Annotated in this window: 17 protein-coding genes; 16 read left to right on the forward strand and 1 reads right to left on the reverse strand. The window is 71.1% G+C overall.

What is annotated here, in order from left to right:
* Positions 1-6: 6 nt before the first annotated feature.
* Positions 7-774, reverse strand: coding sequence for an IclR family transcriptional regulator (locus P0Y48_13510; GenBank protein ID WEK13458.1), 768 nt, complete (start codon positions 772-774; stop codon positions 7-9).
* 290 nt (positions 775-1,064) lie between these two features.
* On the opposite strand from P0Y48_13510, the gene P0Y48_13515 reads away from it, so the two are divergent.
* The 16 genes from P0Y48_13515 (at position 1,065) to P0Y48_13590 (ending at position 16,173) form a co-directional block, all read left to right on the forward strand.
* Entirely contained in the window at positions 1,065-1,967 is a 903-nt protein-coding gene (locus P0Y48_13515) for an ABC transporter substrate-binding protein (GenBank protein ID WEK13459.1), read from the forward strand.
* An 81-nt stretch (positions 1,968-2,048) separates the two neighbouring features.
* A complete protein-coding gene (locus P0Y48_13520) occupies positions 2,049-2,975 on the forward strand; it encodes an amino acid ABC transporter permease (protein WEK13460.1) in 927 nt (308 codons plus the stop codon).
* Positions 2,976-2,980: 5 nt separating this feature from the next.
* A complete protein-coding gene (locus P0Y48_13525; GenBank protein ID WEK13461.1) occupies positions 2,981-3,763 on the forward strand; it encodes an amino acid ABC transporter ATP-binding protein in 783 nt (260 codons plus the stop codon).
* On the forward strand, positions 3,760-4,503 hold the full coding sequence (locus tag P0Y48_13530; protein ID WEK13462.1) for an SDR family NAD(P)-dependent oxidoreductase: 744 nt from the start codon (positions 3,760-3,762) through the stop codon (positions 4,501-4,503). The genes P0Y48_13525 and P0Y48_13530 overlap by 4 nt, the downstream gene beginning before the upstream one ends.
* Positions 4,500-5,267, forward strand: a complete 768-nt coding sequence (locus tag P0Y48_13535; protein ID WEK13463.1) for an SDR family oxidoreductase — start codon at positions 4,500-4,502, stop codon at positions 5,265-5,267. Before P0Y48_13530 ends, P0Y48_13535 begins: the two co-directional genes overlap by 4 nt.
* Positions 5,268-5,310: 43 nt before the next feature.
* Positions 5,311-5,799, forward strand: a complete 489-nt coding sequence (locus P0Y48_13540) for a hypothetical protein (protein ID WEK13464.1) — start codon at positions 5,311-5,313, stop codon at positions 5,797-5,799.
* Positions 5,800-5,830: 31 nt separating this feature from the next.
* Positions 5,831-6,274, forward strand: coding sequence for a DUF3830 family protein (locus tag P0Y48_13545; GenBank protein WEK13465.1), 444 nt, complete (start codon positions 5,831-5,833; stop codon positions 6,272-6,274).
* Between the two features lie 116 nt (positions 6,275-6,390).
* Complete coding sequence (locus P0Y48_13550) at positions 6,391-6,867, forward strand: hypothetical protein (GenBank protein WEK13466.1); 477 nt, start codon at positions 6,391-6,393, stop codon at positions 6,865-6,867.
* 32 nt (positions 6,868-6,899) lie between these two features.
* A complete protein-coding gene (locus P0Y48_13555) occupies positions 6,900-7,325 on the forward strand; it encodes a hypothetical protein (protein WEK13467.1) in 426 nt (141 codons plus the stop codon).
* 96 nt (positions 7,326-7,421) lie between these two features.
* Positions 7,422-8,969 carry a histidine ammonia-lyase gene (gene hutH / locus P0Y48_13560; protein WEK15084.1) on the forward strand — a complete coding sequence of 516 codons (1,548 nt, stop codon included), beginning with the start codon at positions 7,422-7,424 and terminating at the stop codon, positions 8,967-8,969.
* Entirely contained in the window at positions 8,966-10,627 is a 1,662-nt protein-coding gene (gene hutU, locus P0Y48_13565; protein ID WEK13468.1) for a urocanate hydratase, read from the forward strand. The genes hutH and hutU overlap by 4 nt, the downstream gene beginning before the upstream one ends.
* Positions 10,624-11,826, forward strand: a complete 1,203-nt coding sequence (locus tag P0Y48_13570; GenBank protein ID WEK13469.1) for an allantoate amidohydrolase — start codon at positions 10,624-10,626, stop codon at positions 11,824-11,826. The genes hutU and P0Y48_13570 overlap by 4 nt, the downstream gene beginning before the upstream one ends.
* 69 nt (positions 11,827-11,895) lie before the next feature.
* The gene (locus P0Y48_13575; protein ID WEK13470.1) at positions 11,896-13,089 is read left to right on the forward strand and encodes an allantoate amidohydrolase; all 1,194 of its coding nucleotides are present in this window, start codon (positions 11,896-11,898) and stop codon (positions 13,087-13,089) included.
* Entirely contained in the window at positions 13,086-14,426 is a 1,341-nt protein-coding gene (locus tag P0Y48_13580) for a formimidoylglutamate deiminase (protein WEK13471.1), read from the forward strand. Before P0Y48_13575 ends, P0Y48_13580 begins: the two co-directional genes overlap by 4 nt.
* Positions 14,423-15,568: an imidazolonepropionase gene (gene hutI, locus P0Y48_13585; protein WEK13472.1), complete on the forward strand. Its 1,146-nt coding sequence runs from the start codon at positions 14,423-14,425 to the stop codon at positions 15,566-15,568. The genes P0Y48_13580 and hutI overlap by 4 nt, the downstream gene beginning before the upstream one ends.
* 20 nt (positions 15,569-15,588) lie before the next feature.
* Positions 15,589-16,173 carry a helix-turn-helix domain containing protein gene (locus tag P0Y48_13590; GenBank protein ID WEK13473.1) on the forward strand — a complete coding sequence of 195 codons (585 nt, stop codon included), beginning with the start codon at positions 15,589-15,591 and terminating at the stop codon, positions 16,171-16,173.
* Positions 16,174-16,442 lie beyond the last annotated feature (269 nt).

Here is a 16,442-nt window from a genome sequence, read left to right on the forward strand (position 1 = left end):
CGCCCGCTAGATCTTCCCGCGCAGCCGCATGGACAGTGCGCCCGCCGAGATCTGCGCGGCGGCGCCCAGTTGCGGCCAGATGCCGGCGTCGACGGCGATCTTGCGGAACGTGATGCCGATCGCTGCCGCCGGATAGCCGTTGTGGTCGAGGGCTGCGACGGCGACGGAGGCGCAGTCCGGCGTGACCTCCCCGGTCTCGACGGCGTAGCCGCGCGCACGCGTCTCGGCGAGGATGTCCTCGAACTCGCGGAGAGTCGCGGGGCCCCGGCCGTTGCGCGTCGTGAGGCTCGCGGGATGCGGGTACAGCGCGCGCACCTGTTCGCGGGGGAGCACCGCGAGGATCGCCCTCCCCGTCGCGGTGAGGTGCGCGGGCAGGTGCACGCCGATGTCGGTGACGAGTGAGGGTGCGCGCGGTGCCGCGTGCTTGACGACGTACTCGACGTCGTCGTTGTGCAGCACCCCCAGGTGACCGACCACGGGAAGCCCGGTGCGCCGCACGAGCTTCTCCAGAAGCGGCTCGGCGAGTCGGCTCACCTTTCCGGCGCGCAGGTAGCCGTTGCCGAGCTCCGCCATGAGGGGGGAGAGGCCGTAGGCGCGATCCTCCGGGAAGTGCACGAGGTAGCCCTCCTCCTGCATGACCTTGATGAGCTGGAAGGTCGTCGAGCGCGGGAGCCCCACTTCGCGCATCACGGTGGAGGCGCGGACCGGACCGCTCTGACTCGCGACGAACCGGAGCACGCGCAGCGCGTGACGGGCGGCGGGGATGTCACTCATGGCCACACGGTACGCCGAGTCCGGGATCTCGGACTGTTTCCCGAGAGCCCTCAGAGAAACCCGGTACGCGGGCGGAATCGCCGGGAAACACCGTCGAAACGACCGCCGGGCAGGTCTGAAATCCCGGACTCGGGCACCTGCTCCACCCCTTCGGATCGCGATTTCGGCTTCCTAGCATGGCTCTCAACTCCTCGGCTCAGCCCGGGGAACGGGGGTCCCGAAACCCATGCCGAACGGCCGCGGCGCATCCTGCATCACCCGACAAAGACGCACCACAGAGAGGTAAGACCATGCACACTGCACGTCTTCGCACCGCTGCCGCCGCAGGCATCGTCCTGACGGCGGCACTCGCCCTCGCTGCCTGCAGCGCCGCGACGCCGTCGCCGGACGAGACCACCACGACCGCCGCCGAGGTGTCCACCCCGTTCGCCGGTGAGACCCTCACCCTGGCGACCGACGCCAACTACCCGCCGTGCCAGTTCTTCGAAAAGGGGTCCGACGTCATGGTCGGCTACGAGGTCGACCTGTGGGATGCCATCGCCGCCAAGCTCGGCGTCACCCTCGAGGTCGAGAACACCCAGTTCGCGAGCCTCATCCCGGGCGTCCAGTCCGGCCGGTACGACATCGCCATGGAGTGCATCAGCGACAACGCCGAGCGCGAGCAGGAGGTGTCGTTCGTGAACTACATCTTCGACAAGACCGATGTCGTCACGATCGAGTCGTACGACGGTCCGATCACCGAGGGGGACGACCTCAGCCTCTGCGGCGAGACGATGGGCGCCCAGACCGGCTTCGACACGATCGACAAGGTCAACGACATCCTCAACCCGGCCTGCGCCGAGGCGGGGCTCGACCCGGTGGTCATCCAGGAGTACCCGAACGCCGCCGACACCTACAACGCGCTCAACTCCGGTCGCGTCGACTTCATGATCCTCGGCACGTCTGCCGCCGCGTACCTGAACCAGACGGCGCCGACCCCGATCAACTACGCGTCGATCGAGTCGTTCCCGCAGAAGTACCTCGGCATGGTCATCGCCAAGGACAACACCGAGCTGCAGGACGCACTCCTCGCCGGCCTGGAGGCCGTGATCGCCGACGGCACCTACATGGACATCCTCGAGAAGTGGGGCATGGAGTCGCTCGCCCTCGAGGAGCCCGGCATCAACCTCGCCACCACGCGTCCGCTCGACTGAGTCGGCGCCGGGGGTGGCGGCCGGTCCGCCGTCCGCCACCCCCTTCCCTCCCTTTCCCGATCCCACCCGATGGAGGACACCATGACCCTCACGACTGCAGAAGGCGCGCCCACGACGGCACCGCACTTCGTGCCACGACGCCACCCCTGGCGGATCGCGGGCATCGTTGCCGTCCTCCTCGTCGCCCTGTTCGCCGCGGTGACGGTCATCACCAACGAGCGGTTCGCCTGGCCGACTGTCGTGTCGTATTTGTTCGACCCGAAGGTCCTCTCGGGTCTGTGGATGACGATCTTCCTCACGTTCATCGCGATGGTGATCGGCCTCCTGCTGGGCGTCGTGATCGCCGTGATGCGGGTGTCGGAGAGCCGCACCCTCCGCTGGTCGAGCGGGCTGTACGTCTGGTTCTTCCGCGGCACTCCCGTGCTCGTCCAGCTCGTGTTCTGGTACAACCTCGGCTACCTGTTCCCGGAGCTCAGCCTCGGCATCCCGTTCCTCGAGCCGTGGGTGTCGGTGACGACCAACGACGTCGTCACGCCGCTGCTGGCCGCGATCCTGGGGCTCGGCCTCAACGAGGGCGCCTACCTCGCCGAGATCATCCGCGCCGGCATCCTGTCGGTCTCCGTGGGTCAGCGCGAAGCGGCCACCTCGATCGGGATGACGCGGGCGCAGTCGTTCCGCCGGATCATCCTGCCGCAGGCGATGCGGGTGATCATCCCGCCGACGGGCAACGAGACCATCGGGATGCTGAAGTCCACTTCGCTCGTCTCGGTCATCGCCCTGTCCGACCTCATGTACAGCGCGCAGAGCATCTACTCGCGCACCTTCGAGGTCATCCCGTTGCTGCTGACCGTCTCCATCTGGTACCTCGTGCTCACGTCGGTGCTGAGCTTCGGTCAGAGCAAGATCGAGGCGCACTACGGCCGGGGCGCGACCGCATCGGAGGTCGGCAACATCGCCGCCCGCAATGAACTCTTCCCCTTGTTCCGCCGCACCGGAAAGGGAGCGTGACCGTCATGACCGGGACTCTTCGCAGCACGAACGTCGACGTCATCGACGTGCACAAGAGCTACCACCACCACGAGGTCCTGAAGGGCGTCTCCCTGCACGCCCCCGCCAACACGGTGACCTCGATCCTGGGGCCGAGCGGCTCCGGCAAGTCGACGCTCCTGCGCTCGATCAACCGCCTCATCCCGATCGATTCCGGCATCATCCGCGTCGGCAACCAGGTCATCGGCTACGAGGAGCGGGGCGGCTCGTACCACGCCCTGTCCGACCGCGACATGTGCCGGCAGCGGCAGCGGATCGGCATGGTCTTCCAGAACTTCAACCTCTTCCCGCACAAGACGGTGCTCGCCAACCTCGTCGAAGGGCCGCAGGTGGTGCTGCGCCGGCCCAAGCGCGAGACGGAGGCCGAAGCGCGGGAGCTGCTGGCATCCGTCGGTCTCGCCGAGAAGGCGAACCAGTACCCGGGCCAGCTCTCGGGCGGTCAGCAGCAGCGCGTCGCGATCGCCCGGGCGCTCGCCATGAAGCCCGAGCTCATCCTCTTCGACGAGCCGACGAGCGCGCTCGACCCCGAACTCGTGGGCGAGGTGCTCGATGTCATGCGGCGCCTCGCCGACGGCGCCGAGACCACCATGATCGTCGTCACCCACGAGATCGGGTTCGCCCGAGAGGTCTCCGATCAGGTCGTGTTCATGGCCGACGGTGTCGTGGAGGCGGCGGGCACGCCGTCCGAGGTGCTCGACCCGGAGCGCTCCCCGCGCATCCGCGGATTCCTCGCCCGGGGGCTGCATTGACCGGGCGCGGGGTGCTGCTGGCCGGGGCGACGGGCGCGCTCGGTCACGCGATCGCCCACGATCTCGCCGGCGCCGGCTACCGCGTGGCCGTGCACGCGCATCGTCGTGCCGAGGCCGCCCGCGCCCTCGCGAACGAGTTGGCCGGCGCGGGACACCTCGTCGTGCAGGCCGATCTGGCCGACGCGGGTCAGGCGGATGCCGCGATCGGCGCGGTCACCCGGGCGTGGGGCGACCTCGACCACGTCGTCAACGCCGCGTGGCCGACCGTGCCCGCCGCGCCCGTCGCGGAGACAGACGACGCCGCACTGGACGCCGGTCTCCGGGGCTACCGCGCCCACGCGCACCTGTGCCGCGCCGCCGTGCCGAGCCTGCGGCGCACCCGCGGTTCGGTGGTCTTCCTGGGGGGCGCGCTGTCGACGCGACTGCATCCGGGGCTCGGACAATTCGGGGCGGTCAAGGCTGCCGCGGCGACCCTGACCCACGTGCTGGCGCTGGAGGAGGGGGCATCGGGGGTGCGGGCCAACGTTCTCAGCCTCGGACGCATCGGTGTCGACGCGGCCGACGACCTCGCCGAGTCCGACCCCGCGTTCGCCGCGCTCGACCGCATCGGCGAACTGCGCCGGGTGCTGCCCCTGCCGTCGCCGCGCGACGTGGCATCCGCCGTCCGCTGGCTCATCTCGGACGAGTCGGCCGCCGTGACGGGGCAGACCATCACCCTCGCGGGGGGTGAGCGCGTATGAGTGCCCCGACGATGCTCATCACGGGGGCGGCCGAACGGGCGGGCGCCGAGATCGCCCTCGCCTTCGCCGCGCAGGGGTACGACGTCCACATCAACCATTGGGGGCAGGCCGACCAGGCCGCCGCGGTGATCGAGCGTGCCCGTTCGACCGGGCTGCCGGGCACGGTGCGGGCGATCGAGGCCGACGTGTCCGACCCCGCTGCGGCCCGCGCGATGGTCGCGGAGGTCGTCGCCCGCTCGGGCCGCCTCGACCTCCTGCTGCACAACGCGAGCACGTTCCGCCCGCGGCCCTTCGCCGAGCTGACCGTGGACGACGTCGACTCGTCGTTCGGGGTGAACCTGCGGGGCCCCCTCTTCCTCTCGCAGGCCGCCGGCGACGTCATGGCGGCGCAGGGCGGCGGCCGCATCCTCGCGATCCTCGGCAACTCGCTCGAGGAGTCCTGGCCGGATCTCGTGCCGCACATCGTCGCCAAGAGCGCCCTGGCCCGGCTCATGGAGCAGCTCGCGGTGGCACTCAGCCCGCTCGTGCCGTGCAACAGCGTCGCCCCGACGCAGTTCTACCGCTCCGACGACGGGGTGAACGACGAGCTCCGCCGCGCGCGCGGCGAGGACCCGGTGGCCTCCGAGCTCACCGTCGTCAAAGGACTGCCGGTGCGCGAGACGACCCTCGCCGACGTCGTCGACGTCCTCCTGTTCCTCGCCTCGGCACCCGCCGCGGTGAACGGCGTGACCATCCGCGTGGACGGAGGACGCGCCCTCATCTGAGCGTCGAGCCCCGGCGCGCCCCTCACCCACCGAAAGGATCCCCATGTCTGTAACCGACGACGTCATCGCCGAACTCGACGCCGAACGCGAGCGCATCTGGCTGACGCTGCCCGAAGACGTCCGCGACCTCGGCAACGGCGTGCTGCCGCGCCTGACCGGACCCAAGAAGCAGTACTTCACGTCGCTGCTGTATGCCGAGGGCGAGGCCCGCACGCTCGCCGACGAGATCCTGTGGGGCTTCATCGAGGTCGCTCGCGACCCCGAGACCGACCTCGCGACGATGAAGAAGCTCGTGACGCAGATCATCGATTACAAGGCGGACTTCTTCGACTTCGTCGGACTGCCGCTGACGTGCAAGTGGATCCACCGCTACGCCGAGGGCGCCCGCGCCGCCGAGACCCTCGAGGAGTTCGCCGCTGTCACGGGGGCCGCCCTCTCGTACACCAACCGCGTCCACATGTGGATCCAGAGCGTGTTCCCGTGGGGCATCGCGAGCGCCTTCCCGCGATCCGACGCCAAGCAGACCGCCTGAGCCCCCGAAACCGAGAAAGAAGAACCCGAGCATGATCATCGATTTCATCGTCGACGAGAAGTACATCTGCGGCATCCGGATCTTCGAGGACCTCGTCCCCGAGACCGCCGCCGAGTTCCGCCGCCAGCTGCCCCTACGCACGAAGCTGCAGCACGCCACCCTCGTGGGCGACCAGCTGTTCGCCGTGCTGCCGCTGGTGATCCCCATGGAGAACTACATCCTCACGCAGGACCTCGGCGACATGCGCCGCAAGGAAAAGGGCACCGTCGCCGGCACCGTCGTCTTCTACAGCCCCCGCCAGGTGTTCGGTGTGACCTACAGCGACGACCTCGCCATCGAGCCCCTCGGCAACAGCTTCATCGGCGAGGTCATCGACGGCCTCACCGAACTCGCGCTCGTCGGCGAGGAGACCTGGCGCAAGCAGGACAAGTTCGTCGAACTGCGCATCCGGGACGAGGCCGCCGCCGCGGCCTGACCCCGCCGATCGTCACGGTCCGGACCGCCCTGAGGTCCCGACCGCTGGCCGAGTGCGCCCTCGCGCGAGCCGCGAGGGCCCCGGCCGCAACGAGAACCAACGAAGGAAGGAACGAAATGAGCATCGTCACCGACGTCATCGCGGAGCTCACCGCGGAACGCGAGCGGATCTGGCTGGAGTGCCCCCAGGAGATCGTCAACATGGGCAAGGGGATCATCCCGCGCCGCACGGGTACGCACGGGCAGTACCTGACCACCCTCATGTTCGCCGAGAGTGAGGCCCGCACCCTGTCCGACGAATACCTCTGGGGCATCATCGAGGCCGCCGAGGAGAACGCACTCGACCTCGTGACCCTGCAGGTGCTCACGAAGCAGATCGTCGGCTACAAGGCCGCGTTCTTCGACTTCGTGGGGATGCCGGAGGCCGGCGGATTCGTCGCCCGCTACGTCGAAGCGGCCGAGGCCGCCACCACGCTCGCCGAGTTCCTGGAACTCACCGGCGCCGCGATCAGCTACGTCAACAAGGTCCACATGTGGGTCGACGCCGTCTTCCCCTGGGGCGTCACCAACGGCTTCAAGCGCGTCGAAGCCTGAACGACCTCGAGAACACGAAGGAGAACCCGCTCATGAAGCTCATCATGTCCGTCGACGACACCCAGGTCTGCACGATCCAGGTGTTCGAGGAACTCGTGCCCGGCATCGTCGCGGCGCTCAAGGAGAACCTGCCGCAGAAGAGCATCCTGCAGCACGGGAAGATCGTCGGCGAGATGGTCTTCTGGACCATGCCGATCGTCGCGCCGTGGGAGAACGTCTACCTGACCGAGGAGGTCGGGGCGATGCGTCGCGCCGAGAAGGGCTACGCCCGCGGCTCGGTCTGCTGGTACAACCCGCGTCAGCAGTTCTGCGTCGTCTACGGCGACGACCTCGCCGACGAGCCGCTGAAGATCAGCTACATCGGCGAGGTCGTCGAGGGCGAGCTCGAGCTCGCACTCGCCGGCATGAAGAACTGGCTCCAGCAGGGCCAGGTCGTCTCGCTCGAGATCGCGAACTGACACCCCGTTCCCGACGGCGCCGTGCGTACACCGGCGTCGTCGGGGATGCATCCGCCCTTCCCCCCGCTCTGTGAGGAATCCGTGAACACCGCAGTCCTGCACCGCACCGCGATCACCGACGTGTCCGTCGGCGTCGGCGCGCTCACCTTCGAAGACGTCGTCGCCGTCGCGCGGCACGACGCGTCCGTCCGACTCTCCGACGACGCGATCGCCGCCATGGCATCCAGCGCCGACGTCATCGCCGCGCTCGCCTCGGACACCGAGCCGCACTACGGCGTCTCCACGGGGTTCGGCGCTCTCGCGTCGAAGCAGATCCCGCTGGAGCTGCGGGCGCAGCTCCAGCGCTCGCTCGTGCGCAGCCACGCCGCCGGTTCGGGGCCGGAGGTGGAGCGCGAAGTCGTCCGCGCGCTCATGCTGCTGCGCCTGTCGACCCTCGCGACGGGACGCACGGGTGTACGTCCGGTCGTCGCGGAGACCTACGCGGCCGTCATCAACGCGGGCATCACACCGATCGTCTCCGAGTACGGCAGCCTCGGCTGCTCGGGCGATCTCGCCCCGCTCGCCCACTGCGCCCTGGCGCTGCTGGGCGAGGGCGACGTGCGCGACGCGTCCGGCGAGATCGTGCCCGCGGCATCCGCGCTCGCCGCCGCCGGCATCGAGCCGCTCGTGCTGCGCGAGAAGGAGGGCCTCTCCCTCATCAACGGCACGGACGGCATGCTCGGCATGCTCGTGCTCGCCCTCACCGACCTTCGCGACCTGCTCTCCCTCGCCGACCTCGCCGCCGCCATGAGCGTCGAAGGCCTTCTCGGCACCGACAGCGTGTTCGCCGCCGACCTGCAGGACCTGCGTCCCCACCCCGGTCAGCGCGTCTCCGCCGCCAACATCCGCGCGGTGCTCGCGGGCTCGGGCCTCCTTGCGCGACCCGAGGGCTTCACCCGCGTGCAGGACGCCTACTCGCTGCGGTGCGCACCGCAGGTGCACGGCGGAGCCCGTGACACCGTGACCCACGCGCGCGGCGTCGCCGAGCGGGAGCTCGCCTCCGCCGTCGACAACCCCGCCGTGACCCTCGACGGCCGCGTCGAGTCCAACGGCAACTTCCACGGCGCGCCCGTCGCCTACGCGCTCGACTTCCTCGCGATCGTGGCTGCCGACCTCGCCAGCATGAGCGAACGGCGCACCGACCGCTTCCTGGACCCGTCGCGCAACCACGGTCTTCCCGCGTTCCTCGCCGACGACCCCGGCGTCGACTCCGGGCACATGATCGCGCAGTACACGCAGGCGGGCATCGTGAGCGAGCTGAAGCGTCTCGCGGTGCCGGCATCCGTCGACTCGATCCCGTCGAGCGCGATGCAGGAGGACCACGTCTCGATGGGGTGGGCCGCGGCGCGGAAGCTCCGTCGCGCGGTGGACGGCCTGTCGCGCGTCATCGCCGTCGAGGTGCTGACGGCCGCGCGCGCCATCGACATGCGGGCGCCCCTCCAGCCCTCGCCCGTGTCGGCCGCCGTGATCGCCCGCCTGCGGACCCGCGTCGAGGGCCCCGGCACCGACCGCCACCTCGCGCCCGAGATCGCGGCGGCGCACGCCCTCGTGACCGACGGCTCGCTGCTCGACGCCGCCCGGGCGGCAAGAGGAGACCTCGCATGACGACCTCTGGACCGCGCCCCGTGCGCGCCCACCGCGGCACCGAGCTGCACACGCTCGGCTGGCCCCAGGAGGCCGCCCTCCGGATGCTGCAGAACAACCTCGATCCCGAGGTGGCCGAGCACCCCGACGAGCTCATCGTCTACGGCGGCACCGGCAAGGCGGCGCGGGACTGGCAGAGTTTCGACGCCATCTCCCGCACGCTCGCGACCCTGCGCGGCGACGAGACGCTCCTCGTGCAGTCGGGCAAGCCGGTCGGTGTCTTCCAGACCCACGAGTGGGCCCCGCGCGTGCTGCTGGCGAACTCGAACCTCGTCGGCGACTGGGCCAACTGGGACGAGTTCCGTCGCCTCGAGCACCTCGGTCTCACGATGTACGGCCAGATGACGGCCGGCTCGTGGATCTACATCGGCACGCAGGGCATCCTGCAGGGCACCTACGAGACGTTCGCGGCGGTGGCGGCCAAGCGCTTCGGCGGCACGCTCGCCGGCACCGTCACGCTGACGGGCGGGCTCGGCGGCATGGGCGGCGCTCAACCCCTCGCGGTGACGATGAACGACGGCGTCGCGATCTGCGTCGACGTCGACGACACCCGCATCCGTCGCCGTCTCGAGCACCGCTACCTCGACGTGCGCGCCGACTCGATCGCCCATGCCGTCGAGCTCGCCGCCGCGGCCCGGGATGCGCGTCGTCCCCTCAGCATCGGACTCCTCGGGAACGCGGCCGACGTCTTCCCGCGCCTGCTCGCGATGGGGGCGCCGATCGACATCGTGACCGACCAGACGAGTGCGCACGACCCGCTCGCGTACCTCCCGCGCGAGTACTCGTTCGACGAGTGGCACGCGGCGCGCACGCGCGACCCGCAGGGATTCGCCGAGGCATCCCGTCAGTCGATGGCGGCCCAGGTGGAGGCGATGGTGGGCTTCTCGCGCGCCGGCGCGGAGGTCTTCGACTACGGCAACAACCTGCGCACGGAGGCGAAGACGGCCGGATACGCGGATGCCTTCGCCTATCCCGGTTTCGTCCCCGCCTACATCCGTCCGCTGTTCGCCGAGGGCAAGGGTCCGTTCCGGTGGGCCGCCCTCAGCGGCGATCCCCGCGACATCGCGGTGACCGACAAGGCGATCCTCGACCTCTTCCCCGAGAACGAGTCGCTCGCGAAGTGGATCCGGATCGCGGGCGAACGCGTGCACTTCCAGGGGCTCCCGGCCCGGATCTGCTGGCTCGGCTACGGGGAGCGCGACAAGGCGGGCCTCCGCTTCAACGATCTCGTGGCATCCGGCGAGCTGGCCGCGCCCCTCGCGATCGGACGCGACCACCTCGACTCCGGCAGTGTCGCGAGCCCGTATCGCGAGACGGAGGCGATGAAGGACGGCTCGGATGCCATCGCCGACTGGCCTCTGCTGAACGCGCTGCTGAACACCGCGTCGGGGGCGTCGTGGGTGTCGCTGCATCACGGCGGCGGGGTGGGGATCGGACGTTCGCTGCACGCGGGCCAGGTCGCCGTCGCCGACGGCACGGCGCTCGCGGCCGAGAAGCTCGCCCGCGTGCTGACGAACGACCCCGGCATGGGGGTCATCCGGCACGTCGACGCGGGGTATCCCGAGGCCGAGGCGGTCGCCGCCGAACGCGGCGTGCGCATTCCGATGGGACGCGGATGACCTCACTCGTCGGTGGTCTGCTCGGCGAGCTGGCCGAGGTCGGTCGCACCCCCTCCGGAGGGTACGACCGTCTCGCGTGGACGGGCGCCGACCTGGAGAGCCGCCAGTGGTTCGTGCAGTGCGCCGACGTACTCGACCTCGAGGTCGAGACCGACCGCAACGGCAATCTGTGGGCGTGGTGGCACGCCGAGCGCGACGGGTCGGCGCTCGTCCTCGGCTCCCACCTGGACAGCGTGCCCAACGGTGGGGCCTTCGACGGGCCGTTGGGCGTCGCGTCGGCGTTCGCCGCGATCGCGTCGCTGCGCCGCGACGGGTTCGTCCCGTCGCGGCCGGTGGCGGTGGCCGCGCTGGCCGACGCCGAGGGTGCGCGCTTCGGGGCATCCGGGGTCGGTTCGCGGTTGCTGACGGGGGAGCTGCCCGCCGAGCGGGTGCTGGGCCTCGGCGACGACGACGGCACGACGATGGCGGACGCCATGTCGGCTGCCGGTGTCGATCCCGCGCACGTCGGGTCGGATCCGGAGCGCCTGGCGCGGATCGGCGCGTTCGTCGAGCTCCACATCGAGCAGGGGCATCTCGCGACTGCCGACGGTGCGGCGGGGCTCGCGGGCGCGGGGGCGCCGATCGGTGTCGCCGACCGCATCTGGCCGCACGGCCGGTGGCGCGTGGAGCTCCCCGGGCAACAGAACCACGCGGGAACGACGGCGATGGCGTCGCGGCGCGATCCGCTCGTGCGATTGGCGCACATCGTCCTGGCGGTGCGCGAGGGGGCGATCGCCGCGGGGGCGCTCGCGACGGTCGGCAAGGTGCGGGTCGTTCCCGGGGCGATCAGCGCCGTCGCGGGAAATGCCTCGCTGTGGATCGATGCACGAGCCGATCAGGAGGCGGATGTGCGCCGGGTGCTCGCGCACGTCCGACGCGTCACGGGCACGCACGCGACGGAGGAGTCCTGGAGCGCTGAGACAGCGTTCGACCGCGGGATGACGGCATCCCTGGCCGCCGCGCTGGGCGGCGTCCCCGTGCTGCCGTCGGGTGCGGGGCACGACGCCGGAGTGTTCGCCCGGGCGGGGGTTCCGGCCGCCATGATCCTCGTGCGCAATCCCTCGGGGGTCTCCCACGCGCCGGAGGAATGGGCCGACGATGCCGACTGCGAGCACGGGGTGGACGCGCTCGTGACGGTCATCCGTCACCGTGCCGGTTGAGCGTCGTCGAGGCCGGCATCCCGATTATGTAATCCTGTTACACTCGACCATCCGAGAGGGGATGCGCGCATGAGCTCCACCGCGAAGGACGGCCTCCTGGCGGGGCTGAGCGAGATCGCCGACGTCGGCCGCGACACGCAGCGCGGCGGGTACTCCCGGCACCTGTGGCAGGCGGCCGACCTCGAGTTGCGCGAGTGGTTCGCCGGGCGTGCGACCGCGCTCGGCCTCGACGTCGAGACCGACCGCAACGGCAACCTGTGGGCCTGGTGGGGCCCGCCCGGCGACGACGCGGTCGTCACCGGCAGTCACCTCGACTCCGTACCCGGCGGCGGCCCCTTCGACGGGCCCCTCGGCATCGAGACCGCCTTCCAGGCGGTGGAGCGACTGCGGCAGCGGGGCGTCGTGCCCCGTCGCCCCGTCGCCGTCGTGGCCTTCGCGGAGGAAGAGGGCTCGAGGTTCGGGGTGGCCTGCCTCGGCTCGCAGCTGATGACGGGCGCGATCTCTCCCGACCGCGTCCGTGCCCTCCGCGACGCCGACGGGGCGACGTTCGCCGACGCCGCCCGCCGCGTCGGCTTCGACACCGCGCACCTCGGCCGCGACCCCGAAGCCCTGGCCCGTATCGGCGTCTTCCTCGAACTGCACGTCGAACAGGGGCGCGGGCTGATCGACCTCGGCGCTCCGGTCGCCATCGCCTCCCGCATCCTCGCGCACGGCCGCTGGACCCTCACCTTCCGCGGCCAGGGCAACCACGCCGGTGCGACGCTCATGTCCGATCGCGACGACCCGATGATCGCCGCTGCGCGCGCCGTGCTCGAGGTACGCGAGGCCGCCCTCGCGATCCCCGGTTCGCGGGCCACCGTCGGGCGGCTCCTGGCCGTGCCGGGCGGCTCCAACGTCATCGCCTCGTCGGTCTCGCTCACCCTCGACGCCCGTGCCGCCTCGGACGAGGAGACCCGCGCGCTCGTGGCATCCATCGCCGACCGGGTGGGGGCGAGCGAGTTCGCCGAGAACTCCTGGAGCCCCGAGGTGCACTTCGACCGGGTCCTCGCCTCCCGCCTCACCGACGCGATCGGCGACGTGCCCGTGCTGCCGAGCGGCGCCGGCCACGATGCGGGCGTGCTATCGCCGGTCGTGCCGACCGCCATGATCTTCGTGCGGAACCCGACCGGCGTCTCGCACGCCCCCGAGGAGTACGCGGAGCTCGACGACTGCCTCGCCGGGGTGGCCGCACTGGAGAGCGTCGTGGGGAGCATGATCGCATGACCGTGTGGTGTCGCCGGCTGGTGGTGAGCGGGCAGGTGCACGAGCGAGTGCGACTCGAGGCGGGCGCCGACGGTCGCGTGACCGCGGTGACCCCCGACACGGATGCCGCGGCCGGCGACCTCGTGCTCGACACGGCGGCGCCCGGATTCGCCAATGCCCACTCGCACGCCTTCCACCGCGCGCTGCGCGGGCGCACGCACGACGACGGCGGCGACTTCTGGTCGTGGCGGGAGCAGATGTACCGCACCGCCGCGGCGCTGACGCCGGCGCGCTACGCCCTCCTCGCGCGTGCGGTCTTCGCCGAGATGGTCACCGCCGGCTTCACCGCGGTCGGCGAGTTCCACTACGTCCACCACCGACCCGGCGGGCAGCCCTACGGGAGCGACGCCGGCTCCGACCCGACGCACGCCATGGAGCGCGCGGTCGCCGAGGCCGCCGAGGCGATCGGCATCCGGCTCACGCTGCTCGACACCGCCTACCTCGCGGGCGGGGTCGGCCGGCCCCTCGCCCCCGAACAGGCGCGCTTCGGCGACGCGGATGCCGAGGCCTACCTGCGACGGTGGCACGCGCTCGCCGGCGTCGCCCCGGGTTCCGGCTTCGGCCTCGTGTCGATCGGTGCGGCTCTGCACTCCGTGCGCGGCGTCCCGCCCGAGGACATTCGCACGATCGTCGCGGGGCTGCCGGACGGCATCCCTCTCCACGTGCACCTGTCGGAGCAGCCCCAGGAGAACGCCGACGCGCTCGCCGCCTACGGCCGCACGCCGACCGGCATCCTCGCCGACGCGGGCGCGCTCACCTCGCGGTTGAGCGTGGTCCACGCGACCCACCCGACCGCCGACGACATCGCCCTCCTCGGCGCGGCGGAGGTGTCGGTGGTCATGTGCCCGACGACGGAAGCCGACCTCGGCGACGGCATCGGTCCCGCCCGTGAGTTGCGGGATGCCGGAGCGACCCTCGCCCTCGGTTCCGATCAGAACGCCGTCGTCGATCCGCTGCTGGAGGTGCGCGGCCTGGAGATGCACGACCGGCTGCGGAGCCTCCGGCGTGGCCGGTTCGCTCTCCCGGAGCTCGCCGACGCCGCGAGCGCCGGCGGATACCGCTCGCTCGGCCACCGCCCGGCCGGGACGGTCGGCGGTCCGCTCGACCTCGTCGAGATCGACACCGGTTCGGTGCGCACCGTCGGCGCCGAGCCGGCTCAGCTGCTCCTGTGCGCCACGGCATCCGACGTCCGCCGCGTCGTCGTCGGCGGTCGGGTCGTCGCTGAGGCGGGCCTGCTCGCCGACGGGACCTCCCCCGCCGAACTCCTCGCCACAGCACTCGCGGAGGTCGCATCATGAGCCTGCTCCTCACCGGCATCGGTGAACTCACCACGAACGACCCCGAGCTCGGGCGCCGGCACGATGCGGCCGTCGTGATCGACGACGGCCGCATCGTGTGGGTCGGTGACGCGGCGGCAGCGCCGGCCGCCGACGAGCGCACCGACCTCCAGGGTGCGGCGGTGCTGCCGGGGTGGGTCGACACCCACAGCCACATCGTCTTCGCCGGCGACCGCTCCGCCGAGTTCGAGGCGCGCATGGCGGGGGAGCGGTACCGCGCCGGCGGCATCGCGCACACCGTCGCCGCAACGCGGGCGGCATCCGTCGACGACCTGCGTACGACGGCGGGCGCCCTTCGGGCAGAGGCGCTGCGCGGGGGCACGACCTTCCTCGAGACGAAGACCGGGTACGGCCTCGACGTCGACAGCGAGGTGCGGTCGGCGCGGGTGGCCCGGGAGGTCGCCGACACGGTGACGTTCCTCGGGGCCCACGTCGTACCGGCGGGTGTCGACGCCGACGACTACGTCGCCCTCGTCACGGGCGACATGCTGCGGGCCGTCCGCCCCTATGTCGACGCGATCGACGTCTTCTGCGAGGAGGGGGCGTTCACGGTCGAGCAGTCGCGGGCCGTGCTGCACGCGGGCCGCGAGGCAGGCCTCGCCCTACGCGTGCACGGCAACCAGCTGGGGCGGTCGGGCGGCGTCGCCCTCGCGGTCGAGGTCGGTGCGCGCAGCGTCGACCACTGCAATCACCTCGACGCCGCCGACATCGAGGCGCTCGCCGCGTCGGAGACCGTCGCCACCTTCCTCCCCGCGTGCGACCTGTCCACGCGCGAACCCTTCGGGCCCGCCCGGGAACTCCTGGATGCCGGAGGAGCGGTGGCGCTTGCGACCAACTGCAACCCGGGCACCTCGTTCACGACATCGATGCAGTTCTGCGTCGCGACCGCCGTGCTCCAGATGCGGCTGACGATTGAGGAGGCGGTGCGTGCGGCGACGATCGTGCCGGCGCGATCGGTCGGTCGCGACGACATCGGCGTGATCCGCGTGGGGGCACGCGCCGATCTGCAGTCGCTCGCCGCTCCGGGGATCTCCCACCTGGCCTACCGTCCCGGAGTACCGCTCACCGACGGTGTGTGGCGAGCCGGCATCCGTGTCGTCTGATCCCGCGTCGGCAGATTCTCGTGACCGAACACGATCCCCGCACTCAGGTCGCCACCGCACGGTCGGCGGCGTTGCTCGACGGCGCCGTCGAGCACCTGACCCGCGTCGGCATCGAGGACTTCACCCTCGCCCGCCTGGCCGCCGCCCTCGGCACCTCGAGCCGCATGCTCATCTATCACTTCGGATCGCGCGACGAACTGCTCGCGCGCGTGCAGCGCGAACTGCGCCACCGGGTGACGATCGACCTGCGCGCTCGCCGTCTCGACACGCTCTCCGCCGCCGTGCGCGCCACGTGGGACTACTACGTCGCGCGGCTGCCGCACATGCAGCTGTTCCACCACCTCGCCGCGCGCGCGTTCGAGAATCCCACGGACTTCACCGCCTTCACCGACACCGCCGTCTCGGAATGGGAAGCGTTCTTCACCGAGGTGGCCGAGCGTGAGGGATACGCGGAAGGAGAGGCCCACGCGGCCGGGCGTCTCGCGCTCGCCGGGTTCCGCGGCCTCATCCAGGACCTGCTCCTCACCGGCGACCGCAACCAGCTCGAGCGCTCGATCGACCTGTTCGCCGAGATGCTCGACGCACGCGCCGCCGCGACAGGGTAGACTGGTTGACGGCTTCGTGTTGGTTCGTCCCCGATCTTTCGTACTCATCGAAGAGCGGCGAGTGGGTTGATGATGGTTTTTCCCGAGGTCCTCGGTTCTCCCGACGCGGTCGCGTCCTTTCGAAAGTCCCCTCATCTCTTCTCTGTCCTTCTTTCCGTCCGTCACGTGGCGTCAGGCCGATCACGACCTCCACGTGGCGCACAGCGTCGGCGAATACGCCGGCTTCGTCGCGCACTCCCAGACCGGCTGGGAAGCGCAGGGGAGCCGCG

This window comes from Candidatus Microbacterium phytovorans (genome assembly GCA_029202445.1).
GTDB classification, from domain to species: Bacteria; Actinomycetota; Actinomycetes; order Actinomycetales; family Microbacteriaceae; genus Microbacterium; species Microbacterium phytovorans.

Coding starts and splice junctions, on each gene's coding strand:
- P0Y48_13515 (WEK13459.1), top strand. CDS start 1,065: ATGCACACTGCACGTCTTCGCACCGCTGCCGCCGCAGGCATCGTCCTG.
- P0Y48_13520 (WEK13460.1), top strand. CDS start 2,049: ATGACCCTCACGACTGCAGAAGGCGCGCCCACGACGGCACCGCACTTC.
- hutU (WEK13468.1), top strand. CDS start 8,966: ATGACGACCTCTGGACCGCGCCCCGTGCGCGCCCACCGCGGCACCGAG.
- P0Y48_13545 (WEK13465.1), top strand. CDS start 5,831: ATGATCATCGATTTCATCGTCGACGAGAAGTACATCTGCGGCATCCGG.
- P0Y48_13570 (WEK13469.1), top strand. CDS start 10,624: ATGACCTCACTCGTCGGTGGTCTGCTCGGCGAGCTGGCCGAGGTCGGT.
- P0Y48_13550 (WEK13466.1), top strand. CDS start 6,391: ATGAGCATCGTCACCGACGTCATCGCGGAGCTCACCGCGGAACGCGAG.
- P0Y48_13540 (WEK13464.1), top strand. CDS start 5,311: ATGTCTGTAACCGACGACGTCATCGCCGAACTCGACGCCGAACGCGAG.
- P0Y48_13525 (WEK13461.1), top strand. CDS start 2,981: ATGACCGGGACTCTTCGCAGCACGAACGTCGACGTCATCGACGTGCAC.
- P0Y48_13580 (WEK13471.1), top strand. CDS start 13,086: ATGACCGTGTGGTGTCGCCGGCTGGTGGTGAGCGGGCAGGTGCACGAG.
- P0Y48_13575 (WEK13470.1), top strand. CDS start 11,896: ATGAGCTCCACCGCGAAGGACGGCCTCCTGGCGGGGCTGAGCGAGATC.
- P0Y48_13510 (WEK13458.1), bottom strand. CDS start 774: ATGAGTGACATCCCCGCCGCCCGTCACGCGCTGCGCGTGCTCCGGTTC.
- P0Y48_13555 (WEK13467.1), top strand. CDS start 6,900: ATGAAGCTCATCATGTCCGTCGACGACACCCAGGTCTGCACGATCCAG.
- P0Y48_13535 (WEK13463.1), top strand. CDS start 4,500: ATGAGTGCCCCGACGATGCTCATCACGGGGGCGGCCGAACGGGCGGGC.
- hutI (WEK13472.1), top strand. CDS start 14,423: ATGAGCCTGCTCCTCACCGGCATCGGTGAACTCACCACGAACGACCCC.